This is a genomic window from Sutcliffiella sp. NPDC057660 (assembly GCF_042800035.1).
Classification (GTDB): Bacteria; Bacillota; Bacilli; order Bacillales; family Bacillaceae_I; genus Sutcliffiella_A.
The window spans coordinates 129,811-154,341 of the sequence record NZ_JBHVHV010000001.1; the positions used below are offsets into that span (position 1 = coordinate 129,811).

General features: G+C 40.1%; 22 protein-coding genes. 4 read left to right on the forward strand and 18 right to left on the reverse strand.

The features are described from left to right. From fliW to ACFVAD_RS00670, 13 genes are all read right to left on the reverse strand, one after another. Positions 1 to 438 (reverse strand): flagellar assembly protein FliW, encoded by a 438-nt coding sequence (fliW, locus tag ACFVAD_RS00610; RefSeq protein ID WP_386634807.1) that lies wholly within the window; start codon positions 436 to 438, stop codon positions 1 to 3. 12 nt (positions 439 to 450) lie between these two features. After that, entirely contained in the window at positions 451 to 1,044 is a 594-nt protein-coding gene (locus tag ACFVAD_RS00615) for a DUF6470 family protein (RefSeq protein WP_386634809.1), read from the reverse strand. Between the two features lie 73 nt (positions 1,045 to 1,117). Continuing rightward, complete coding sequence (gene flgL / locus ACFVAD_RS00620) at positions 1,118 to 1,996, reverse strand: flagellar hook-associated protein FlgL (protein ID WP_386634811.1); 879 nt, start codon at positions 1,994 to 1,996, stop codon at positions 1,118 to 1,120. Positions 1,997 to 2,005: 9 nt separating this feature from the next. Continuing rightward, positions 2,006 to 3,868, reverse strand: a complete 1,863-nt coding sequence (gene flgK / locus ACFVAD_RS00625; protein WP_386634814.1) for a flagellar hook-associated protein FlgK — start codon at positions 3,866 to 3,868, stop codon at positions 2,006 to 2,008. A gap of 12 nt (positions 3,869 to 3,880) precedes the next feature. Next, positions 3,881 to 4,345: a flagellar export chaperone FlgN gene (gene flgN, locus ACFVAD_RS00630; protein ID WP_386634817.1), complete on the reverse strand. Its 465-nt coding sequence runs from the start codon at positions 4,343 to 4,345 to the stop codon at positions 3,881 to 3,883. A gap of 9 nt (positions 4,346 to 4,354) precedes the next feature. Further along, positions 4,355 to 4,612: a flagellar biosynthesis anti-sigma factor FlgM gene (flgM, locus tag ACFVAD_RS00635; RefSeq protein WP_386634820.1), complete on the reverse strand. Its 258-nt coding sequence runs from the start codon at positions 4,610 to 4,612 to the stop codon at positions 4,355 to 4,357. A 63-nt stretch (positions 4,613 to 4,675) separates the two neighbouring features. Beyond that, positions 4,676 to 5,092, reverse strand: coding sequence for a TIGR03826 family flagellar region protein (locus tag ACFVAD_RS00640; protein ID WP_386634822.1), 417 nt, complete (start codon positions 5,090 to 5,092; stop codon positions 4,676 to 4,678). A 60-nt stretch (positions 5,093 to 5,152) separates the two neighbouring features. Then, positions 5,153 to 5,833, reverse strand: a complete 681-nt coding sequence (locus ACFVAD_RS00645; RefSeq protein ID WP_386634824.1) for a ComFC family protein — start codon at positions 5,831 to 5,833, stop codon at positions 5,153 to 5,155. Then, positions 5,826 to 7,199: an ATP-dependent helicase ComFA gene (locus ACFVAD_RS00650; RefSeq protein ID WP_386634827.1), complete on the reverse strand. Its 1,374-nt coding sequence runs from the start codon at positions 7,197 to 7,199 to the stop codon at positions 5,826 to 5,828. Before ACFVAD_RS00650 ends, ACFVAD_RS00645 begins: the two co-directional genes overlap by 8 nt. Next, positions 7,196 to 8,167: a nuclease-related domain-containing protein gene (locus ACFVAD_RS00655; RefSeq protein WP_386634830.1), complete on the reverse strand. Its 972-nt coding sequence runs from the start codon at positions 8,165 to 8,167 to the stop codon at positions 7,196 to 7,198. The genes ACFVAD_RS00650 and ACFVAD_RS00655 overlap by 4 nt, the downstream gene beginning before the upstream one ends. Before the next feature lie 438 nt (positions 8,168 to 8,605). Continuing rightward, a complete protein-coding gene (locus tag ACFVAD_RS00660; RefSeq protein WP_386634833.1) occupies positions 8,606 to 9,448 on the reverse strand; it encodes a DegV family protein in 843 nt (280 codons plus the stop codon). 130 nt (positions 9,449 to 9,578) lie between these two features. Beyond that, entirely contained in the window at positions 9,579 to 10,280 is a 702-nt protein-coding gene (locus ACFVAD_RS00665; RefSeq protein WP_386634836.1) for a response regulator, read from the reverse strand. Between the two features lie 27 nt (positions 10,281 to 10,307). Further along, on the reverse strand, positions 10,308 to 11,450 hold the full coding sequence (locus ACFVAD_RS00670; protein WP_386634839.1) for a sensor histidine kinase: 1,143 nt from the start codon (positions 11,448 to 11,450) through the stop codon (positions 10,308 to 10,310). Between the two features lie 357 nt (positions 11,451 to 11,807). On the opposite strand from ACFVAD_RS00670, the gene ACFVAD_RS00675 reads away from it, so the two are divergent. Together ACFVAD_RS00675 and ACFVAD_RS00680 are read left to right on the forward strand one after the other, a co-directional pair. Continuing rightward, a complete protein-coding gene (locus tag ACFVAD_RS00675) occupies positions 11,808 to 12,446 on the forward strand; it encodes a YigZ family protein (RefSeq protein ID WP_386634842.1) in 639 nt (212 codons plus the stop codon). Between the two features lie 36 nt (positions 12,447 to 12,482). Continuing rightward, the gene (locus tag ACFVAD_RS00680; RefSeq protein WP_386634844.1) at positions 12,483 to 13,454 is read left to right on the forward strand and encodes an LCP family protein; all 972 of its coding nucleotides are present in this window, start codon (positions 12,483 to 12,485) and stop codon (positions 13,452 to 13,454) included. Between the two features lie 87 nt (positions 13,455 to 13,541). On the opposite strand, the gene ACFVAD_RS00685 is transcribed toward ACFVAD_RS00680, so the two are convergent. Both ACFVAD_RS00685 and ACFVAD_RS00690 read right to left on the reverse strand, forming a co-directional pair. After that, on the reverse strand, positions 13,542 to 14,603 hold the full coding sequence (locus tag ACFVAD_RS00685) for a glycosyltransferase family 4 protein (RefSeq protein ID WP_386634846.1): 1,062 nt from the start codon (positions 14,601 to 14,603) through the stop codon (positions 13,542 to 13,544). Between the two features lie 279 nt (positions 14,604 to 14,882). Beyond that, complete coding sequence (locus tag ACFVAD_RS00690) at positions 14,883 to 15,989, reverse strand: glycosyltransferase family 4 protein (protein ID WP_386634848.1); 1,107 nt, start codon at positions 15,987 to 15,989, stop codon at positions 14,883 to 14,885. Positions 15,990 to 16,226: 237 nt separating this feature from the next. Here ACFVAD_RS00690 and ACFVAD_RS00695 point away from each other — a divergent pair, with 237 nt between their 5' ends. Further along, a complete protein-coding gene (locus ACFVAD_RS00695) occupies positions 16,227 to 17,372 on the forward strand; it encodes a glycosyltransferase (protein WP_386634851.1) in 1,146 nt (381 codons plus the stop codon). 53 nt (positions 17,373 to 17,425) lie between these two features. Here ACFVAD_RS00695 and murJ read toward each other — a convergent pair whose 3' ends face one another. The 3 genes from murJ to ACFVAD_RS00710 all read right to left on the reverse strand — a co-directional run bounded on the left by murJ (position 17,426) and on the right by ACFVAD_RS00710 (position 22,805). Further along, the gene (gene murJ / locus ACFVAD_RS00700; RefSeq protein ID WP_386634854.1) at positions 17,426 to 18,934 is read right to left on the reverse strand and encodes a murein biosynthesis integral membrane protein MurJ; all 1,509 of its coding nucleotides are present in this window, start codon (positions 18,932 to 18,934) and stop codon (positions 17,426 to 17,428) included. Between the two features lie 33 nt (positions 18,935 to 18,967). Beyond that, positions 18,968 to 19,702 (reverse strand): WecB/TagA/CpsF family glycosyltransferase, encoded by a 735-nt coding sequence (locus ACFVAD_RS00705; protein WP_386634856.1) that lies wholly within the window; start codon positions 19,700 to 19,702, stop codon positions 18,968 to 18,970. A 118-nt stretch (positions 19,703 to 19,820) separates the two neighbouring features. Next, a complete protein-coding gene (locus tag ACFVAD_RS00710) occupies positions 19,821 to 22,805 on the reverse strand; it encodes a glucosaminidase domain-containing protein (RefSeq protein WP_386634860.1) in 2,985 nt (994 codons plus the stop codon). Between the two features lie 258 nt (positions 22,806 to 23,063). On the opposite strand from ACFVAD_RS00710, the gene ACFVAD_RS00715 reads away from it, so the two are divergent. After that, positions 23,064 to 24,440: an O-antigen ligase family protein gene (locus ACFVAD_RS00715; protein WP_386634862.1), complete on the forward strand. Its 1,377-nt coding sequence runs from the start codon at positions 23,064 to 23,066 to the stop codon at positions 24,438 to 24,440. Positions 24,441 to 24,531 lie beyond the last annotated feature (91 nt).

The window sequence follows — 24,531 nt, forward strand, 5'->3', positions numbered from 1 at the left end:
CTATTTCACTTCAGCTTCTTGGAATACTTTGTGTTTTGTTAAATAGGATGAACCGGTCAGGATGACTTGCTTTCCTATCTTTTTCTTTCTATTAATGACAACCGGTGCCTGCAGATTTGCCGTTGTTCTTGTAAATGGTTCTTGAACAGTTAGCACGGTAAACACATCGACATCCTCAGGGGCATTAAGTTCAAGTGCCTCGACAGTTTGTTCCTCCAACTTAAAATCATAATCCGGGAAGAAAGCAAATGGATTAGCTATGACAAAGCCTAACTCCGGAGTGCTTACACTCTGTAAGATTTGAAACACCCCATCCTCAGAGAAAGGGATTACCGTAAACTGCTTTTCTTCATTGAACCCTGGTATCCCGTTAGGAAAAGTCACGACATCCTGCTCTGATACTTCTATAACTCCATGATATTTCGTTTCTATTTTCATCTTTTCACAACCTTATATTTTTTGTTCGTAGCCGCCTGTACCGACATGGCGCAGGTTCTCGAAATCTATTTTTAAAGACTGGTATTTTGCAAGATTCACTTCAGTTGAACCTGGAGTGTATTCATGAACCGGTTTATTGGTCTGCACTTGGATATTCGGCTTGTTTTCCTTGAAGCTGATTTCCACTTTCCCTGGATCATAGTCAATCTTCACACTAAAGTGGGAAGGAATCCAGCCGATATTGAACTGATCTTGTGGGCCTTCACTGTTGCGTTTCGCCTGACGTGCAATGGCACCTCCGCCATGCTCTATCCGCATCATCTCATTTCCGTCCTGAGCCACACGAGCCAGCCCCTCCAGCCAATCCTGATAGCCTTGCTGGGCCGCTTCTTCAATCCGCCTTCCTACACTTTTTAAGTCCATATCTTCCCGTGCCTTGGTCTGGTCGATACTTAAGCGGGAAGGGGTCCGGTCAATCATCAATTCCGCTTTTGGCTGCTCTATTGTCATTTCGGCCATTGGCTGCTGGATTTCCTGAACCGGCTTTCTTATAGCCAATTCGGTCTGCGCAAATGTTGACTCCAATCTAATTTGAGGAAAAAGCATGGTTTAACTCCTCCTATTCGTAAAAAAACTGCCTTAAAGCTCTGTCAGATAGACAGCCCTAAGACAGTTTCTTTTAACGTAAAAAGTCCAATAATGATGGCTGAAGGATACGTGCCCCGACTCCAAGTGAAGCTCGATGGACACTTTCCTGACTCGTCAGATCCATGATCACGCGTTCGATGTCTGCATCTTCATTGTCGGAAAGGATGCGCGTTGCAACAACCTCCTGGTAGCCGATGCGATTGTCGACCATTTCCAGTCGGTTATAGCGTGCCCCGAGCTCGGAACGTTCGGCTGAAATCAGATCGGTCTGCTGGTCAAAGCGACCCATAAAACCCTTTAGGCTATCCATATCGCTTGTTTCAAGGGCTGTTTGAATCCCATTCCAAACTTCCATCATCTCTTTATTGAATACATTATCCACATTGATATTGGCCTGAAGCTTGATACCTCTGGAAACTTCAATCGTGAAAGGTGAATTTTCTGTACTGACAGAGGAAGGATCATTTGCATCCGTGATTCTTGGTTTATCGATTGCCGTACCATTAAAGATATATCTTCCTGCGACCTGTGTATTCGAAACCTGGACAAAATCCTCTTTCAACTGCTCAATCTCAACTGCGATTGCTTTGCGGTCTTCAGGAGAAAGTGTATCCGTACCGCCCTGCACCATCAACTCCCGAGCACGATGCATCACACTCTGCACATGATCAAGCGCCGCTTCAGAGTTCTCCATCCACGCATACGATTCACTAAGGTTGCGCTTATACTGCTCAAGCTCTGTCAGGTTTGTACGGTAGTACATCCCTTTCATCGCTACAACCGGATCATCCGATGGTCTTGAGATTTTTTTTCCTGTGGAAAGCTGTTCTTGCAATTTACCCAGCTTGCCATAACTTGTACTTAATTGTCGCAATGAGTTTTGACTTAACATGCTTTGTGTTACTCGCATTTAACTCTCCTACCTTCCGCCGATGCCCATGCCATTGATGATTTTGTCCAACAGCTCGTCGGTCAGAGTGATCATCCGGGCTGAGGCATTATAGGCATGCTGGAATTGGATCATATTTGACATTTCTTCATCCAGGGATACACCGCTGACTGATTGTCTGCGCTGGTCCACAGATAATTTTAATGTTTCACTGTTATAGGAAAGGCGATTGGCTTCCTGCGCATCTACTGCCAATCCACCGATGACACTTTCATAGTAATCCTGAAAAGTTGTGGACACCCCGTTAATTTTCAACGAACGTGATTTCACTTCCGCAAGTGCAATAGCGTTGCTTCCGTCCCCTATTCGTCCAGCCACTTCGCCTTTTTGAGGGATATCAATGGTGATGAAATTGCCGTTCGACACATCTTCCAGACGAACAAGCTCCATATCGAAGGCAACGGATGGATCGCCGTTTTCATCCACGAACTCCTCAGACAGGCTTGCCGCAAGCTCAGTAAGACTTGCAAAACTGCCGGACGTCTGCATCTCCTGCTTAGGAGATTTAGTCATATCATAGATTGTATAAGTAAACTGCTGTACTCCGGCTGCATCCACCGTCGACTGCAGAGTGATGGATACGGCGTCCTTCCCGTTATATCCATGAAAGCTTCCCGTAGGAATGACACCCTGGTTATATCCGGAAGCTGCGATATTATCAAGTGAACGCATGATATCCTGCGAAACGGTAAACAATTTAGCTGCATTCTTTTTGTTATCGGATGTAACATCGGTATTCGTGAAGGAGAAAAATTCGTACGCAGTATGTTTTCCTTCATTCATACTGCTGATACTCCATCCTGATTCGTGTACTCTATTAATCTCCTGGGCAAAATCATAAGCGATTGTGTCCAAGTGGTTGAGCATATCTGGATAGAGTCCCATTTCCTTCTGTCCGTTCATAAAGCCGAAGGAGTCGATCAGCCCTCTTAATTTACCGGATGCCTGCATGGAGTCAATTCCAAAGCTGTGATCCCCTACCTTAAATCCGTCGACAAGACCGGTGCTTTGGTGATATTCCAGGGCCATATCATTGGATCTCAAGCTCGTTGCATCCACCAGTGACCCAAGCTTTCTCCCGGTGTGATCCACAAGATCGATATTCACTTTTCCATCCGCGATCGACAGTGCATTCCCGCCGCTTCCGACAGGTGTTGTTTTGATATTGACGATCTGGGACAATTCATCTATCAGTCTATCACGCTCGTCATACAAGTCATTTGGAAGATAGCCATGGGGCTCGATTTCCCCGATCTGTTTGTTCAGGTTGTTGATCTGCTGTGCTAATGAATTGACCTGCTTTACCGTCACATCCATCTCATTTTTGACATCCTGCTGTACAGAGGTCAAAGAGTTTGAAAGATATCTGAATGTCTCCGCCACCGCCATGCCACGCTCCCTCACAACCGAACGGGCACCGGCATTGGTCGGATTCACCGCCAGATCCTGGAATGCCTGCCAGAAGCGGTCTAGCGTCGTGGAAAGTCCGGTGTCCGATGGTTCGTTCATGATTTCTTCCATCTTTTGCAGGGCATCGGCACGAGAACTCCAATAGCCAAGCTTGTTGTTCTCACCGCGATATTGGATATCGAGGAAACTCTCCCTAACGCGCTGGATGCTTCCCGCTTCCACACCCGTTCCCATCTGTCCAGGTATTTGAGGGCGATTCATTGATGCAGGAGGATAAGGCTCCGTTTGGTTAAAATTGACGCGCTGTCTTGTGTAACCGGGCGTATTTGCATTGGCGATATTGTGCCCGACTGTCTGCAGGGCAGTTTGCTGTGTGACTAAACCACGTCTCGCAACCTCGAGACTATGAAATGTTGATCGCATGGGGTCTTCCTCCTAAGCTTTTGAATCGAACATGGAGCGTGTCGGGGTAGTGGTGTTCTTCTTTATGTTCGCACCTTTTTCATAGGTAACGGCACTCGGCTCCTGTGTCAGGGTGTTCAGTGTTACAGTAATGAATTGCAGGGATTGGTTCAACAGCTGCTGATTCAGTTCATTCTGCTGCTGGATGCTTTGAATCGTGCTTGTCAGGCGGTCTTTTAGATGAAGCAAGGATTCCCGCTCCGTCTCATTCGCTTCTTCTGCAAGCTCCGATACTGTCTTCCCACCTGATTGCGCCGCTCTTTGCTGCTCGAGCTGATAGATCCCTTTTGTGAACTTCTTTTCCTCTTTGGTGAGCTCCTGCAAGTCTTCCAGGCTATTACTCTTCACAACGTCTGCTTTCCGTACCGTCAATTCATACAGATAGTCGTGGAGTGTGGCCAGTTTTTCAAGGGTATTGATAATAGTTGAAATGGACATAAGCGCTCCTTATTTCTTATAGAAATCAATCATATTTTTCGCTACAGTTTTAGGATCTACCTGATAGGTTCCGTTCTCGACAGCAATCTTCAAAGACGCCACCTTCTCTTGACGGGCTTCAGCAAACTTGGAACGCTCCTGCAGCTCCAACGCTTTATTGGAGATTTCTATCTGATCAGCTTTTGCATTCATCGAAGCCTTTATCGTCTGCTTCGCCTGATTTTTATATGGATTGATTCCAGAAGGACCAACATTATTTATTTTCATAAGCATATCCCTTCTTTCTCGTTCAATTTTCTACTTATTATATCGGCAACATCATCTAAAAGTTTATCTCTTAATTTTATTTACAGCATGGTAGGTTTTACCTAAGTTTTTCAGCTCCAGCTGACGTTCTTCTTCCCTGACCACTTGAGTAAGCTGTGTCTGGATATCCTTTTTACAGGATACACAAAGCTTTTCTTCTCTTATTAATGTACCACAACGGTCGCACGGGTACCCTAAATGGGGGAACTGAGACAAGTGTATTCTTCCTTTTCGGATGAATTTTACAATAAGCACCTCTGATACGCCTGTTCCGTTCACTACCTGTTCCATGGTCGCAGTCCTGTTTTGACGCTGACGGATAAATTTATATACCTTCTGGTAATCGTCTTCCTCCTGCTTATAGCAATCCATGCACACTTCGCGAAAAGAATTTTTAATGTAAATCTGCCCACAATTAGGACAATTATCTAGTTGAGACATTGTGAAACTCCCCTTCATCCAAAATCTTCTATCCTTTATATCGTATGGATTCCGGAATTATTAACTTCGAACGAGCGTAAGGGAAGAGATTTCTTTGGCACCAGCATCCTTCAGGCGAATGGCGGCCATTCGGGAAGTTGTTCCGGTTGTGTAGATATCGTCGAGGAGTACAATATTTTTATCTCTAATGACATCAGGCTGTGCAACGTAAAAGTGATTTTCTCCGGCCATCCGATCTGAGCGCCCTTTCTTGGATTGTTTTCCTGTCTCGTGTTTGGCTAATCCCTCCACAATTTCAACGTCCAGTTGTTGTGCCAAAAGTAAGGATTGATTGAAACCACGCTCATATAACCTCTTTTCACTCAAAGGGATCGGTACAACAAGCAGGTTTTGAAAATGTGCGCTGTAGATTTTTTTCAACTCATCCTTGAAAATGTTTGCAAGCACCGCATCCCCACGAAACTTGTAAAGCGCCAGCACTTCCTTCATAAAAGAATTATAGTGAAAAATAGACCGGTTGTACTTCAATACCCCTTTATATTCTGTGTTCTCCCATCTCTTGCAGTCAGGGCACACACTATCCGGACATTCCCGTCCACAACCATTGCACCGTGCTCCCACGATTTTTTCGAACTTAGCTTCACACTCGGCACAAATCAGCTTCACCTTGCCCAACCCCAAAAATTCGGTCCATCCAAAATGCGCTACGACCAGCTCCTTACATATCAGACATTTACTCATTTAAGAACCCTCCCTGTTTTGCCCGGTAATTCATCCTTCTGATACTATCCCTTGCCCGGTTCATCTCCCCTGTTTTGCCATAGTGGAAAAAGCGAACATCGCCTGAGGGGAACTTGGCATTCCGTCCAGCCCTTCCCGCAATCTGCACCAGTGCACTTTCCGTAAAAATGCCATCCTCCGCTCCAAGCACCCCTACCTGCACATTCGGCACGGTCACACCACGCTCCAGAATGGTCGTTGTCACTAGGATTTTGACTTTGCATTCCCGAAAGCGAGCCACTTTTTCTTTTCGCTCCTTGTCCTTGGAATGCACGCCCGCAACCTCCTCCCCGTAGCTTTCTTGTAAAATCCCCACGACCTTTTCCAAGAGATCAATATCTGGTACAAAAAGAAAAATGGGTTTTCCTTCATTAAAATATTGTTTTATCCATAGCTTTACATTGATTGGAACTCTACCTTTTCCAAGCTTCGCACGCCATTTCCCGCACCATTCAAATTGGGGCACCGGAAGAGGCTTGCCATGATACCTCGCCGGGATGACCACACTATCCAGTTTTTTCAGCCTTACATCACGCCGCATCTCTTTGGAGGGAGTGGCAGAGAGATAAACAATCGCACCATCCTCCGTCCTTGCTGCATTCGCCGCATACTGCAGCATCGGTTCCATCGAATAGGGGAAAGCGTCCACCTCGTCAATGATAATTGTGTCGAACGCCCGGTAATAACGGAGCAGCTGATGCGTGGTTGCAATAGTGAGCGGGGTGTTTTTCGTGCGGTCCTCGCTGCCGCCGAAAAGCACTGCGATATCCGTTTGAGGGAAAACCTGCTGAAGGCGTGGTGCCAGTTCGAGCACTACGTCGGTTCGCGGGGTGGCGATGCAGACCCTTTGCCCTTTCAAGAGGGCGGCTTCGATTCCTTTGAAAAGCACCTCAGTTTTTCCGGCTCCGCAAACCGCCCATATCAGAAGTGATGTCCTTTCTTGCACAGCTTTTTCCACCCGGTCGGAGGCAAGCTGCTGTCCTTTTGACAACGAACCGTTCCACTTGAGTGGATGATTTGTGATACTTATCAGCTTTGTTCCGTTCCAGCTGATCAACGGTGTACATTCGCTCACTCGTCCCATCTGAATGCACTTTCTGCAATACGCGCACTCCTTCTGACAACGGGCACAATGGAAGCTTGCGAACAGCTCCCGATCCTTATTGCCGCAACGGTTGCAGTTGAAGTCTTTAACACCGTGGTGGAAATGTAGATAGCCGTTTTGATGGTGAAGTAGGATCAGGTCGTTTGTAAAGGGAAGTTCATCCGGGAGGAGGCGTTTGCCGGTGAGGAATTGGTGGAGGTCTTTAGAATAGGGATTCTTCATGATTTCATTAGCCTATCAAGATAATACTCCCTGTTCCTTCCTTGCCCTTTGTATGGTAATTCCAAGGATTGCAAAACTCTAAGTGTTGATGATTTGCTGGGTATCAGCAGAAGATCTCTTGCCTTTTTGTTAGTAATCGTGTTTCCGATTAATAGCAAATAATCCTTCAATGCCTCCACATGCGCTGTTCTGGATTTGCATCCGCATTCAATACAGAGCCAATATCCCTTTTTCCTTTTCATTGGGGAGTGCATGCAATCAGTGCATATTACCCCGTTTTTGAATTCACTCACGGGGATATCGTAGTAGTCAAATAATGCGAAGTTGTCTGGTATATGCTTTTTAATTAAAGTGCGGACTAATTTACGAAGTTCTTTCCCATCTAATATAGAGTTTGGGAAATTTCCATGAATAGTGGTCATTCTATTTGGGAGATTGGTAAGGAAGGTCACTTTCTTCATGAGTGATGTTGTGCTGCACAACAAAGTAGCATTCTTATTGGTTAATACCACTTGCGCTATTATTGGGGTGCTTTTACCAAGGTGGTTTTCCATCCACTTTTCAAGCTGATGTTTTTGCCGTCCCACCTGCGATATCGGATCGCCTAATGCCTCGTAGCCATTCAAGGTTTTTCTCTTTAGTTGGTGGCCCTTTTCATCAAACTCCAGTTCTCCGGTTACATTCTTTGAATCAAGCAATAAGCAGTGAGATGGACTCAGTAACACGCTATCCATCTGAAAATGCCTGCACTTATGGTCTTCAAGCCGGAGTCCATGAAGGATTTGATAATTTTCATCCGGAAGAAAGGTTAAGTAGAAGTCCATTGCTTGCTCACCCCGGTAACCTGCCTGAAGCCTTCCTAATTCTGCTTCAATGAGTGGGTATTTCAGGTGATCGGACCGCACTCTTCTACTCCCGGCTTCAACCGTCAGCAATCTAACAGACTTTTCTCTTGGTTTTTTAATCATTTCATCACTCCTTAAGGGTTCTAGGGCACACTTTCTTCAGAGAAACTATAATATCCTGCTTAATTTTTAAAATGGAAAATTGGTTTGGTTACGAAAAAACAGTTTTCGCCCGAAAATTCAAAAATACTCCCGATTTCCATGTGTTTTCGCCCGAAAATGAATATTTGCGCCCGGTAACAAGCAGCTTTCGCCCGAAAAATTTATTTTTCGCCCGAACGCAAATTTGAACAGAAACGACAACTCTCTCCAGCCCGCTCCGGACCGACATAGCCCGGACGCACATACTCCACCGCCTGCCCGATCCGGAACAGCCCGACTGGACTCCAACGAATAGACTCCGCCTCCGTACCCAACCCCAAAAACAAAAAACACCACACTCCCAAGTGTGGTGTCCCCATTCCGCCCTACATAAACTCACTACATAAACTCAACAACCGCCTACCGATTATACCACCCAAGCCCCATCGCACCCTCACCCAAATGAGTACCTATAACCGGGCCAAAATAACTCAAGTAAAACTCCACATGCGGATACTTTTCCTCAAGCTCCTTCTTCATCTCTTCCGCTTCCGCATCACGATTCGCATGAATCACAACCGCCCGCATCGGAACTCCTAATGAAGCATCTTCATCGAACAGATCGTATATGCGTTTCAAAGCTTTCTTCCGCGTACGGATCTTCTCAAAAGGAACAATCTTCGTATCCACGAAATGCAGCAAAGGCTTCACCTGCAGCAAGCTCCCGACAAGGGCCTGGGCACTGCTCAAACGGCCGCCGCGCTGTAGATGGGAAAGATCATCCACCATAAAATAGGCGCGATCCGACTTCTTCATCTCACTCAACCGAGCAATGATTTCTTCCGGCCCCTTGCCCTCAGCAGCCATTTCTGCCGCTTCCAAAACATAGAAGCCCTGGATCATGCAGCTGATTTCGGAGTCGAATGCGTGAACTTCAATATTATCCACCATGTCCCCTGCAGCCACCGCTCCCTGGAATGTCCCACTGATGCCGCTTGATAAATGGATACTCACCACCGCATCATACTCCACAGAAAGCTTTTCAAAAAGCTTCACGAATTCCCCGATCGCCGGCTGGGAGGTGGAAGGAAGCTCCTTCTTGCTCTTTACTTCATCATAAAACTGGTCGACCTTGATCTCGACCTCCTCCTGATAGGATTCGTTGCCGAAAATCACGTTAAGAGGAATCATATGTATGTGATGCTTTGCGCGTATTTCCGCTGGAATGTAGGCTGTACTATCCGTAACTATAGCCGTTTTCATAATAAGTAACCTTCCTTAATCCATATTTCTTATATATAGATTGTACATGAAACCCCTATAAGTTTCACCAACTCTTTGCTTTTAATTTCCATTAAAAAAGAAAAGCCCTGGAGCTTCTTACTCTCCAAGACTAACGAACCTCTACCCAGCCGTTTTTGATTGCTACTACTACGGCTTGCGTCCGGTCATTTACATTCATTTTTTGAAGGATGTTACTTACGTGGTTTTTCACAGTTTTTTCACTGATGAACAATGCTTCCCCGATCGCTTTGTTGCTTTTCCCGTCTGCCAATAGCTGAAGCACTTCGCATTCGCGTCGTGTCAACAGATGCAATGGACGACGAATTTCGACTTGCTTATACGCTAATGTTGCAGCACCGCCGCCGTTGGATGCGCCGTTTTCGGAAAGGCGTCGATATTCCCTTACCAGATTATGTGTCACCTTCGGATGCAGGTATGACCCGCCATCAGCGACCACCTTCACAGCGTCGACCAATGCATCTGCATCCATTTCCTTCAACAGATAGCCACGTGCTCCTGTTTGCAGGGCATGTGTCACATAGTTTTCATCATCATGGATGGAAAGTACGATAACCTTTGCTTCCGGGTTTGCCTCCACAAGCTGCTTGGTTGCGTCGACCCCATTCATCTTCGGCATGTTGATATCCATGATAATGACATCCGGATTATGCTTTTCCATCAGATCCAATGCTTCAATTCCATCATCGCCTTCTGCCACTACTTGAAAATCGGCTTCAAAATCCAGAATGCGCTTTACACCTTCACGGAAAAGCTGATGATCATCAATAATTACGATTTTTGTTGTATCCATTTTTCTCTCATCCTCCCAAATCTTTCATTAGCTTAATGGAATCTGGATAAATACCGTGGTTCCCGATCCCGGCTTGGATTGTATCTTTAATTCGCCACTGATCAGTTCTACCCGTTCCCTCATTCCGAGTAAGCCAAACGACTTTTCTTTTTTTTCTGTCGTGTCGAACCCTACTCCGTCATCCTTGACGATAACTGTTATAAGAGTGGGTTTTAATTCGAGTTTTACATGGATATGGTTTGCCTGTGCATGCTTGATTGCATTTTGCAGAGATTCCTGAACTAAACGGAATACTGCCACCTCTAGGTTTGCCGATAATCTTGATTCGGAACCCATGTGTACGAATTCCACTCTTGGATGTCCATTATGATATTCTTCTGTTGTTGAAATGTATTTCTTTAAAGTCGGTATCAACCCAAGATCATCCAGCGCCATCGGGCGAAGATCGTAGATGATTCGCCTCACCTCATAAAGGGCGGAACGGACCATCACCTTCAAGGAGCGGATCTCACTTAGCGCCTCAGAGGCTCCCCGTTCACGGAAGGTCCGGTCGATCAGATCCGAACGCATCATGACGTTGGCAAGCATCTGCGCCGGTCCATCATGGATTTCCCTTGACAGCCTTCTGCGCTCTTCTTCTTGTGCTTCCATAATTTTAAAACCAAACTCACGCTTTTCAGATGCATCTGCTATCATCTGTCCAACCTGCTGCAGATCACTTGTTACATAATTCAGTACAACCGACACCTGACTGACAAGACGATCGGCTTTGGATATCGTCTCTTCGATGTTGACCAGCCTGCGTTCAATCTCATTGCGGCGATTGCGCAGTTGCACTTCCAATTGCGAAGTAGTATGAAGCTCCAGCTGTAACTCATGCGCATGGTCATAGGCATGCCTGATTTGCTCTTCTGTAAATTTTTTAAATTGCCTGCTCACTTCTGATAGTCGGTTTCTAGCCAATCGAACCTGCATCTCAAGTTTATCCTGCTTATGGATCAATTGTGCAACTTCAAGCTTAACCGAATTTAATTCCTTGGCCAGTGTCTCGAATTCTTTTCTGGAGTTTTCCCCGATTTCGAAAATCTCATCTTTACTCACTTCAACCGTTTTTACCATTTGTTCAATAATCATGTCTAATTGTTTAGAGTTTATAACTTTCCGAGACATAGGACATCCTCCAAAAGACCCTGTATTCTTAAAAGAATATCAGCATTCCTTCTTATTCTATATAGTACATTATACCCAATAGACCAAAAGACACTACACGGTATACTATTCTTAATATTTTTGCACTTTCTGGGGGTAATGTCGAAAATTGTCCATTACTAATTATATCGGACAAAAGTTTTACTTGTATAACATTATCATTACAATTTGGTTAAACAGGGGTTATTTTGTCGATATTAAGGGATTTGGAACTATATTTCATTTGATGTACGACCTCTCAAGATTTATAATGGAGTGAGTATGGCAAAATTGGCAGCCATACTAAATGTCCTGAACGCATGAAGGAGAGTTGTTCGATTGTTATCTCAATACTACACGGTAAAAGGACCAGGAATAAATGAAATAGTCATCCAAAAGTCGAGATTTATCGCACACATTGATAGAGCTACGACTGAAGAGGAAGCACAAGCATTCATTTTGGATGTCAAAAAGCAGCATCGTGATGCAAATCATAATTGCTCTGCCTATATGATCGGCGATAACAATCAGATACAAAAAGCCAATGACGATGGTGAGCCAAGTGGCACTGCCGGAGTTCCAATCCTGGAAGTGCTAAAGAAAAAAGATCTTAAGGACACTGTTGTAGTCATTACCCGATATTTTGGAGGAATAAAACTTGGAGCCGGGGGATTAATCCGTGCATACGGGAAAGCTACCTCCGAAGGCCTTGCCGCTACTGGTTTAGTGGAACGGAATTTAATGCGAGTCATGCACACAAAAATTGATTATACCTTGTTGGGGAAAGTGGAAAATGAACTGAGATCATCCCCCTACGAAATAAAGGATATGCTCTATTTGGAAGATGTCGAGATCCTTGCATTCGTTGTGGAAGATGAAAAGCAGGAATATGTAGATTGGATGGTCGACCTGACAAACGGAAAAAGCACGACAATCGAAGGCGAAGTAACTTATCTGGAAACATTGATCAATAATTAGATTTCGCTTTACTTTAAGTATAAGGGAGAAAAAAGCATGACTTATAAAGGACGTATGGAGAAACGCACCAAAAAGCGTAAAAAGCGTTTCATCATCATTTTTCCGCTATTATTAATTTTATTAAGTGGATTAGTATATGGAAGCTATTTAACATACAAAGCAATGGCAGCAGCTGAGGAAGCACGAGTAGAACTGGACCGTGGTGATAAATCAAAACTAAGGGAAGAAGTTGTGGATCCCGGTAAAAACAACATTACAATCCTTTTCCTTGGCATAGATGACAGTGAGAGCCGTGGTTTTGGGGACAAAGCAAGAACAGACGCAATTATGCTTGCAACATTTAACAGAAAAGATAAGTCTGTAAAGATGTTAAGTATCCCACGTGACTCTTATGTATATCAACCAGATCGAGATGAATATGATAAGATAAACCATGCTCACGCCTATCATGGCATTGATGGCGCAGTTAATACTGTAGAAGATCTGTTGGAAATACCTGTTGATTATTATGTTCGTATGAATTTCAGAGCATTTATTGAGGTTGTAGAGGCGCTTGGCGGAATTGAAGTAGATGTGCCTGTCGATTTGAATGAAATGGACAGCAAGGATAATGAGGGAGCAATCAGATTAAGAAAAGGTTATCAGCGGATAGACGGAGAAGAAGCACTTGCATTAGCCCGCACAAGAAAACTAGACAATGACATTGAACGTGGTAAACGACAGCAGTTGATTGTTCAAGGGATAATCAATGAAGCAGCATCAGTTTCATCCATAACAAAGTACGGAGATGTTATAGATGCACTTGGAAATAACCTGACAACAAACCTGACAGTTGGCGAAATGTTAGCTTTACACAAATATGCAACTAGTGGCGGAAAACTTAATATCGAGTCCCTAAATATCGAAGGCTATGACGATTCATCAAGCGGGACCTATTATTATGAATTGGATGAAGCATCACTTGAAGAAACATCACAAACATTAAAAGAACATCTGGAACTTGATTGATTACTTTTATGCCCTTCACTTAAACAGTGGAGGGCTTTTTTATATACAAAAAAAATAGAGTTGCACAATTATCTGTGCACCTCTATTTTAATGTCTTCCAAACACCTTCCTATAAAATCTCATGAAAGGTTTGAAACGGACGTGAACCGCTCCTACGAGCTCTGCAATCAAGTGTAACGATACAATAAGAAGTACCATTATTAGAATAGTCCCCAGCAAAGTAGCAGAAGTTAAAAACACTGCACAAATACTAAAGAAAATTCCGAAGCCATAAATCACTAAAACCGTATTCCTATGCGAAAAACCTAGTGCAAGTAAACGATGGTGCAGATGACTTTTATCTGGAGCAGATATAGGTTGTTTATTGATAAGTCTGCGCACAATTGCAAATGCTGTATCGAATACCGGAACCCCCAAGATGATTACCGGTATAATCAAACTGAATAACGTAACACTTTTGTATAGTCCTAAAAGCGACAAAACTGCAATACAGTATCCCAGGAAAAGGGCACCTGTATCACCCATGAATATCTTGGCAGGGTGAAAATTAAAGAACAGAAATCCGAGTGTACTTCCAAGCACTATTATGCTCAGTACGAGAATTAGTTCCTTTCCTGCAAAACCTGCAAGTATAGCTAAGCTTGCGATGGCGATCGAGGATATACCAGCTGCGAGCCCATCCAATCCATCAATAAGGTTAATGGCATTTGTGATGCCAATAATCCAAAAAATGGTCATCGGAATGGCTAACCATCCAATATCAAATGACTCTACAACAAACGGAATGGAGATATATTGTATTTTAAGACCGGTACTGACAATGACTCCGGCTGCAATCAATTGACCCAGAAGTTTCCATTTGGCACTTAACTCATACATATCATCCAAGACACCTAATCCGATGATAATGATTCCACCCAATAGAATTCCTGTTAACCGTTCTTCATAAAGACCTGCAACAAAATATCCCGCCACTACTCCAATGAATATTGCTAATCCACCGAGTCTTGGCATTACCTTTTGATGGACTTTACGATGGTTGGGTTTATCGGTTGCACCTATTTTATGTGCTAATTTAATTACAAATGGCGTGATAATCAGGACTGTAACAAATGACGAAAGAAAAATAAGAAGTAATTTAATGTCCATTCTTTAACCACCTATTTAGTATTTCAATACTATTTTCGACTATTTTTCTAGAAGCATGTCTAGATTATTTTAACATTTAAGTTAAACTGTCTTTTACATAATTCGGATTTTTTTGACATAATACCAAAAACTTCGCTAAGCAATTAATCTACCATGTGAATTATAACATATCCAATTAATCTCAGAAACTATAATTTATAAAAATAAATATTACCAACCATGTTTAGTGCTAAATAAAATAAAAAAAGAAACGTCAACTCGTTTGGAGATCCCACAATCTTATTGACGTAAAATCTTACGATAGGTTTCATAAACACTTGAACAAAATTTTTCAACAGAATAATTCTCGCTTGCAATATGGTAAAGCTTTTCGCCTTTTGACTTTAGTTCGTTGGTACGCTTCAAGTTATAAGCTTCAAGTATTGCCCGTTCTAAACATTGAATATCTTTGATAGGGATTATCCATCCGTAAGAAGAATCTTTAATAAGTTTTTCCACACCGCCTACATCTGTTGTAATGACAGGCACTTTCGCTCTTGCAGCTTCTAATATGACAAGCGGGAAGCTTTCACTATAGGAGGTGAGTATTTTTATGTCTGAAATGGATAATAGAGAATGCACGTCCTCCCTGTGGCCAAGAAGTTTAACATTTTCTTCTAAATTCAAATATGCTATTTTTTCCTGCAACTCTTCTTTTAAAGGTCCATCACCCACTAATAAAAGACGTATATTAGGATAAGTCGTTATTAAATTACTTATTGCTTGAAATGCTTCTTTATGTCCTTTGACAGGATGTAATCTTGCTACCATCAGCAAAATAAAGTCATTATTACTATACCCCATCCTTTGTCTTGTAACAGTTATAGGGATATCTAAATTAAAATCTATACCATTGTAAATTGTGGTAATTCTTTTTTCATTAATTTTAAATTGGATCAGCATTTCTTTAAATCGATCGGAAATTGCAAAATAGTGGTCAACATTTCTTAATGTTAACATATTGATTTTTGTGAATATTTTCCCCTTAATTCCACTTCCTAAGAAATCGTCACGTGGGTCACTATGAACAGTAACTATCCATTTAACCTTACTGATTTTTTTAATTATATACCCCATTAAGTTTGCTCTTGGTCCGTGTGTATGAAGTATATCGATATTTTCCTTAACAATATAATCTGCAATTTGTTTTATTATTGAAAGATCATAACGAGAGGCTTGAGAGAAATGTTTCACATTTATACCTTTTTTCTTTGCCTCTTCATACATTTTCCCTTTTTCCATAACCCCTAATATGAATTCATCCTTATTTAATCCATTTAAAAGCGCAAGAATATGAACCATCCCTCCGCCTGTTTCCGCTCCAGCATTTAAATGTAATATCTTCAAAGTAAATTCTCCTTTAACTGATAATTATTAACAAGAAAGACAATTATATAATAAAAAGAAATTAATTATTTCCTTATATGGAGGTGCTTCAATAATAATAGACCAACCAACGTCATACAATCAACTACTTGTAAAACGATAAAGTTTTATCACTAATGATAAATTTTGATTTGCATTAAAATGTATCAAGCCATATACTAAACACAGTAAATTTACTAACATATGTAGGTGAAAACGATGAAAAAAATAATGATAGCCATGTCTGCAGGAGATTGGAACGGTGTTCAGCATCGTCCTCATCATTTCATGAAGAGGGCTTCAAAGGCAGGTTGGGAAGTTTTATACTTAGAGCCTCCAGCAACCCTATTATCTCCTTTAAAAGATAAAAACATGTTACAAAGATGGAAAAATTGGGCTAATGGACCCAGAAAAATAGAAGATAATTTAACAGTTATTTCTTCTCCTCCCGTCCTGCCGTTCGGAAATAAATACAGAGCAATCAATAAAATTAACCAAAGAATTATTTCACAGGAACTGAAAAAGCAACTTAAGAATTATACATACTCTAAAGTTGATTTGTATTCTTTTTTACCAAATTCTGTGGATACATTAGAATATATTGATTTCGATAAGATCATTTATGATTGCGTCGATGACCATGCAGCTTTTACAGGCTTGATAAATGAAGATGTTGTTTTAAAAATGGAGGAAGAACTATCCAAGTCTTCCCATGCATTAGTTGCCACTGCCAAACAACTTGTGGAAGACAGAAAAAATTGGGGGGAGTTCCACTTAGTCCCAAACGGTACAGAATATGAACATTTTCAACCTGCAGAAAAGAAAGGAAATTTATTATGTCCACATGATCTACCAGATACAAATAAACCTATATTAGGATTCGTAGGTGGAATCAGTGACTGGATCGATCTAAAATCCATTGAAGAAGTTGCTAAAAGAATGCCTGAGATACAAGTAATTATGATCGGGCCAGTTGATACAGATGTAGAAAATCTAAAAAAACTACCTAACGTTACTTTCCTTGGTCCAAAGCAATATACAGAATTACCACGGTATATCCAATACTTTGATGTATGCCTTATTCCTTTTAAAATCAACAAGCTAACAGCAAGTGTTAATCCGATTAAGCTGTATGAGTATTTATCTACTGGGAAACCAGTTGTTTCCACTCCCTTGCCGGAAGTGGTCGTTTACAATGATGTGGTCCATATAGGAAATAACGTTGAAGAACTGGTACAAGCAATAAGAATTTCCCTGACACCAGAAGAAAACACTGAAGAAAAACGTAACCAGCGACAGCAAGTCGCCCAAGAAAACTCCTGGGACAGCCGTTGGGAAAAAGTGATGAAGCTAATAAATGGATAAATCCACTAGAACCAATAAAACCCAGCTCCATATGCTGGGTTTTATTGGTTCTATTATGTCCGCTTTAAAATTTTATTAATAAAATATTGGAACTCATTGATTCTTAATAATATACCCAGTCCGATAAATGTCAGATATGTCACTATTGTTACAAGGATTATTTGAATCAGATCTTGTGTGATGGAAGCAATATCCACTAGAATCGACGGCACTATAAAAGTCAAAGAAGTTAACACGACTACTTTCAACAATTCTTTTACTGCCAGCTTATTCTCCTTTTTCAGATCTTTATTAAGCCAGACATATAGGATGACCGCTTGAAGAAAGAAGGATATAGAAGAAGCTAAAGCTATACCTCCAAGTGCAAGATATTTAGAGAGTATAATACTTAAAATGATATTTATCAGTACTGCTATTATACTCGTATACATAGTGACCTTCGTTTTCTTTAATGCAAAAAAACACCGAATGAAGTACTCCCTAAGTGCAATAAATACCATTCCTATTGTATAAAAAACAAATGCATTAACTGTTTTGTTTAAGGAATCTTCCTGAAACTCTCCTCTTTGAAAGGCTATTGCCACTAGTTCCTCTCTTGATATCAACATTACGATCAAAATTGGTACACTGAAATAAAAAATTGTTTTCATTCCAGACCTTACTGTGTTAAGAAATGCATCACCTTTTTTTGCATTATCCACTAGGGTCGGGTAAAAAATATCAATTAATGCAGCAATGATGATACTTAGTGGCAAATACATCAATTTGTTTGCATAATTCAGGGCTGAGATACTACCTTCGTCCAACCCTGAAGCCACCATTCTATCTACAACTGCATTTAGTTGCACGGCTAATGAGGCTATGATAATCGGCATGAAGGCATAAAAAGTTCTTTTAATTTCATCGCCTTGTTCGTTGAAAGCAAAATTCAACCTAATACCATGCTGACTGAACTGTGGTAATTGGATGATAAATTGGCTGATAATCCCTAATAAAGAAGCAACCGTTAATCCTACCACTCCGTATGTTTGTCCAAATAATATCATGGCAAAAATTACGATGACAGAATTCGGTATGGATACCATTGCAGGAGCTAAAAATTGCTTATTAGTATGCAATACGCCTGTAGCAATAGCACTCATAATCATAAAACTGAAAGCAGGTATCATTATCCGTGTCAGCTCTGTGGCTAATTCCAATTGCTCTTTATTAAATCCAGGAGCCATCAACTTTGCTATCTGCGGAGCAAAAATCATTCCTAAAATCACTACCAATATGGAGAAGAGTAACAGGATACTTGTTACCGCACTTACAAATTTCTTTGCACCAGCTTCTGATTTTTCTTTCTGTTCCGCATATAAAGGTATTATTCCAGAAGCTATCGCAAGCCCCAGGGCAGTAAATAAGATATTTGGTACAATATTTGCTACAAAAAAAGCATCCGTAGCACTTGATGTCCCAAAATAAGCGGCAACAAAAGCCTCTCTCACAAACCCAAGGACCTTCGCAACAACTGTTACGATAGCTACAATGCCAATTGTTTTAATAAAATTATTAGACACTTTTTTGACTCCTTTAATTAACAAACTGGCTTATCAACGGTTACTTTTTTTTAGTCTTAACATAATAATTTTAATAAGAAAGTATGGTAATGCAAGCATGCGTTTCCACCTTGATGGTTGTTGAATCAGACGATACAACCACTCGATATTTAACTTCTGCCACATAATCGGAGCTCTTTTTACTTCTCCTGCCAAAACATCAAAACTTCCTCCCACACCAATGAACAACCCTTTTTTCACATTTTGGACATTTCGGCTAATCCATGTTTCTTGTCTTGGAAAACCCAAAGCAACAAGAATTAAATCCGGCTCTTTATCCTTGATATCAGTTATTATTGCTGTATCATTCAGCTCAAAAAAACCATGGTTCTTTCCGACAATTTCTACATTGGGATATAAATTTGAAACCTTCTTAACAGCTTTCTCTAACACTTCTTCTTTTGCTCCTACCATATAAAGCTTCCTTTGTCCTAACTCCATTTTCGCTAATAGATTATGCATTAAGTCATAGCCAGGAACCCGTTCAGGCAGTGGTTTTTTAAGGATTTTGGAAGCAATGACCACTCCAATTCCATCAGGAAGGATATAATCCGCACTTAAAAGCGTTTGTTTGTATTCGTAATTTTTATCAGCATACAGAACTATTTCTGGATTTGCTGTAACAATAAAACTTTTATCATTATTTTTAATTTTATCTTCCAATTCATCAACTATGCCCTTCATCGTAACTTTATGAAATGGGATTCCTAATATCTTTATTTTTTCCATAATACTATATACCTCACTTACTGAAAGGATAAATACTTATATTAAAATAACGCAAACTACTCTTTATAGCAATAAAATTCAAAAAAGAACATCCGCTAGGAATGTTCTTTTTTGAATTTTATTTAAAAACTGGCACATCAAAAATTAATGTATAGGTATCTACTAGATCATAATACCTTTTAATAGAATTCACCTGCTTGATAGCCCAATCCTTATCCGTTGCATATTGATGTGTCGCTGGTGTTGCTGGGTTCCACCTCATCTTGTATAAAGTATCCTGTTTGTAAGTCGGATGGTTAATATAATATTCACTAATGATTTTCGCACCACCCAGAATTGCTGCTTCAGGAGTAAACCATTTTTCTTTATATGCACGCTCAGCGCCACAGCCTTCTGCACATCCATCAAAAGCACCAAAGCCATACATATTATATACAGTTTGACCATTATATTGGATACCTTTAGATAGTGACGAGGTGCCATGTCCAGTTTCCAACAATGCATGTGATAACAAGTAGATCTCATTGATTTTATATTTGTTTGCTGCTTCAACAAATAAAGCGCCTAGGCCTGTTAAACTTCCTTTATTGACTAGGATTTTCTCGTTTATTTCTTTTGCATTTAGACCAGCCGGTTCCGATAGAACTAGAAATTGGAAATAATCCGCACTATTTCTACTAAAGCTTTCCGGATTTGCTGAAGGTACTACATCTTCTCTTGTTGCATTCACCCACGTTCTTCTCACCTTGTACCATATATAACCATCATCACCTAATACTCTTTCCACAATGGTTTGTCTATTATCAACCGGGAGATTAATGTTAAGTGTGGCAATGATCCGAGAATTTGTAACGCTAGGCTGTGTTCTAATTCTAAAGCCATTCTCTTTAAGAATTGCTACATTCGGATTTATTGGATCGATTGTATACCCGTCTTCTCTAGTATAATAGAAATCTTGGTATCTCTTGTCCGTCTGAGGTGCTACAGCCATTTGTCTATCGATAAATTGCTGGAATGTAATATCGTAATTGGAATACCGGTAAATCGGACCTTCCTGTGTAGCAGGCTTATAAATATATCCTATCCTTCCAGCGAAATCTACCTTGTACCAATCGCTTCCATAGTCACTGATAATCGGATAGGAAGTTCCTTGCTTGATTGTCGCAAAAGGAACTAATGCACCAGATGAGTTATCATAGACCATCGTATTCTGTAAAGCTAGGAAATTTCTGTCAGAAGGAAGAATGTTTGAAACATTTTCATTCTTAATCATGCTACTTGACGATGGGTTGGTTGCCGCTTTCCATACATAGGCTGTGGTTCGGCCAAACTTTATTTCATGCCAATCCCCATAGTTTCTAAGAATTGGGTAAACCTGACCTTTTGTTAAATAACCCGCAGGTTGTAATACACCACCAGAGTTATCCATAACGGAAACATTATCTTCTAAAACTTCAAAATATCGATCTGTTGCTTGAAAGTCTATTCTAGTTGCTGGTTTATAAACATAACCAATTCTTCCTAAGATATCTATTTTAAGCCATCCGCCTATATCTGAAATGATAGGATAACTTATTCCTTTTTGCAGACTTGCAAATGGGACGAGCGCTCCGGAACTATTATCATATACACTTAAAACAGATTGTGCCTTAAATGATCTATTGGAATTTACTTGATTAATGTTCAAGTTCTTGATGGTTGATGCATTGGAAGGTCTTGTAGCATCTTTCCATACATATCCAAAACTATTGCCATATTTAACTTGATGCCAATCGGCGCCATAATCCTTTATTCTTGGATAAACTTGTCCTTTAGTAAGATAACCTACGTGGACTAATTTTCCTGTACTGTTATCATAAATGCTTACATTATTTTCAAGGACTTCGAAGTACTGATCCTGTGAGGTGAAGCTTGTTTTAGTTGCAGGTTTGTATACATAGCCGATACGACCGCTGACATCCACCCTGTACCAATCAGCACCATATTCTCCTATAACAGGATATTTTACCCCTTTAAATAATGCAGCAAATGGGACAAGTGACCCGGAACTATTATCATATACACTGATAGTGTCTATAGCAGTTATAGATTTACTGCTATTTTGAAAGGACGTGTTTAGATTTTTAATTCTGGCAATTTCTTCTTTGGTAGCAGGTTTAGTTGCCGGTTTCCAAATGAATCCATAACCATTCCCGTATTTAACTCTATGCCAATCTCCATAATCACTTACTCTCGGAAAAACTTCCCCCAGATTTAAATAACCAACATGAACTAAGCTTCCTGTAGAATTATCATATACCGATACTCTTGATTCGCTTACTCTAAAATACTTATCCTCCGCTGTGAAGGAAGGAGTCGGCTCTTGGACTGGAGCAGCAAAAGAAGTAATTGACATACGAGCAGCAGAAGTAGTATTATTTTGTACTATTTCTTCTGTTACTTTGTCAGCAGATTCTTCAGTTACGCCTGTATCGGTTGTTACCTTATCATTTACATCATCTGCAATATTTTCTGTTGCACCTTCTTTATCTTTCTCTTGTCCTTCGCTCGATTCTTCATTCAGTTCTGACTCTATCGGAGAATCTGGTAAAAAGAAGTATCCCAGTTTCTCTCCTATTTCTATAAGTCCAACTTCAATCGTTTCTTCATCCAATATAATGGACCCCTCTATATAATGGAGAATAATCTCTTTCTCTGAAACTACCATTTTTTCATGGGTATCGTAGTCATAGATGATGGTCGATTCTTGGGTTACTAGCTCCTTATATACGGTGTCTTCATTAAATTCAATTAAGGATTCAGACTGTTTCACTCCATCTTCCATTATACTAAGTGATGTCAAATCCTTTATCTGAGCAATGCCCTTTCCCCATCCAAGGAGAAATACATTTTCATCGAAAAATCCAGATATAGTAGCTCCCTTTTCGATAATTGCTATTTGGACCTCTTTATCCGAATATATTGCAACATCCTCCATAATCTCCACAAAAGAAACTGTTGTTCCAATTTCTAGCTCTTCTTTGTTTTCTGCATAAACAAAAAACGATGAAAGAGAAGAAAGTGAAAAAACAACTGCTACCAAACAACTAAAAATAACCTTCAAAAACAAATCCCCCTCTTTTTTTACAACAATCGATTTAATTATACATTTTTCTTACAAATATTTTAATAGTCTTACAGAATTATTTCTTAAACTTTTTTGGAGGATGATTATTACATTTATTATTTTCCCTTAGCAATTTGCAAATAGAAACATTTTAGTTTATATATGAAAACTAAAACGATAAGCATTTACCATGTAAACAAAATAATGTATTCTAATATAAGTTCAAGGAATTCTATACTAAAATAGGAGGAAATTATGTTATCGCCACAGAAGAAAGTTATAAACAAGTTTGAATTAATTATGATTATTCTAATTGCTTTTCAACCAATTATTGATTTACTTACAACCTTCAGTATTGTCGTACTTGAAATAGATTTCACTTTCGGAGTATTATTTCGCTTTATAATTTTAGTACTAAGTGGAATATACATTTTAATAAAATGTACATCACACCCTCCATATAGAAAATACCTGTATTATCTGGTTGCTTTGTTCGCGGTTGTAACCATTAACCTTGTAGTGAATTTAAATGTTAAACCGAACTTCTCCATATCTGAAGAAGTGAAATTTGCATTTAAAGCTGTTTACCTTTTCATCATGTTCATTGCTTATATATTCGTGTTTAAATCCTTGAATAATGCCTCCTTAGACAACCAATCAAACCTTATCAAGAAGATTGTTTATTCTGCTTTAATTATCGATATCGTAATGCTCTTTTCAATCCTCACCTCTACAAGCAGAACAAGCTATGATTACACAAAAATCGGGTTTACAGGCTGGTTTTTTGCCGGAAATGAAATAGGTGCAATTTTAGCTATGTCGTTTCCTCTGGTTGTATTATATGGTGTAAGGAAAACAACGAATGTAAAGAACATTTATTTTTGGTTGCCAGCAATCCTTACTATATTTTCTCTTATTATGGTTGGTACTAAAGTTGGATACGGTGCAATAATTATTACCATACTGATTACCTTGACTATGTGCGCTTGGGAGTATATAAAAACAAAAGAAAAAAGTTATAGATTAAATTCCGTCGTTTCCGCTTTATTATTGTTATTATTAATAATCATTACGCCATTAACACCTATATTCCAAAACACTTATTCTCATTTGGATTTAGTAGGTTATTCAGATAAAGAAAATAATGTTGAACAACACGATGGTAAAAAAGAAGATACGGTAGAGGATGAACAAGAAAATAATGGTCTTACTAAAGAACAAGTGGGAAGCCTTGTCTTTAGTAGCAGAGATCAATACCTTTATCAGCACCAGGAATTTTTTGAAGAAGCCCCTTTGATTCAGAAATTATTCGGAATGGGATATGCCGGAAATTATAAACAATCGCCTAAACTCATTGAAATGGATTTTTATGATTTGTTTTACTCATACGGAATAATCGGTTTTATTGTAATATTCTCCATTTTGATTTTCTTTGTCGCTAAATTATTTCTTTATGTAATAAAGAACATTAAAACTTTTTTTACTATTGATAAGATTTTAATTAGTTCAAGTCTTGCTCTCGGAACAGGTATTGCTTTTACCGCTGGCCATGTCCTTATAGCACCAGCAGTAAGTATATATCTAGCAGCAATACTTGCCCTGCTGCTTAACCAACTGAATCTATCCAGATAAAAAAAGAAACAAGACGGAAGAATTTTATCCGTCTTGTTTCTTTTTTTATTTACATTTCTATTCTTTTTAGGTAAAATAATACTTTTGTGTT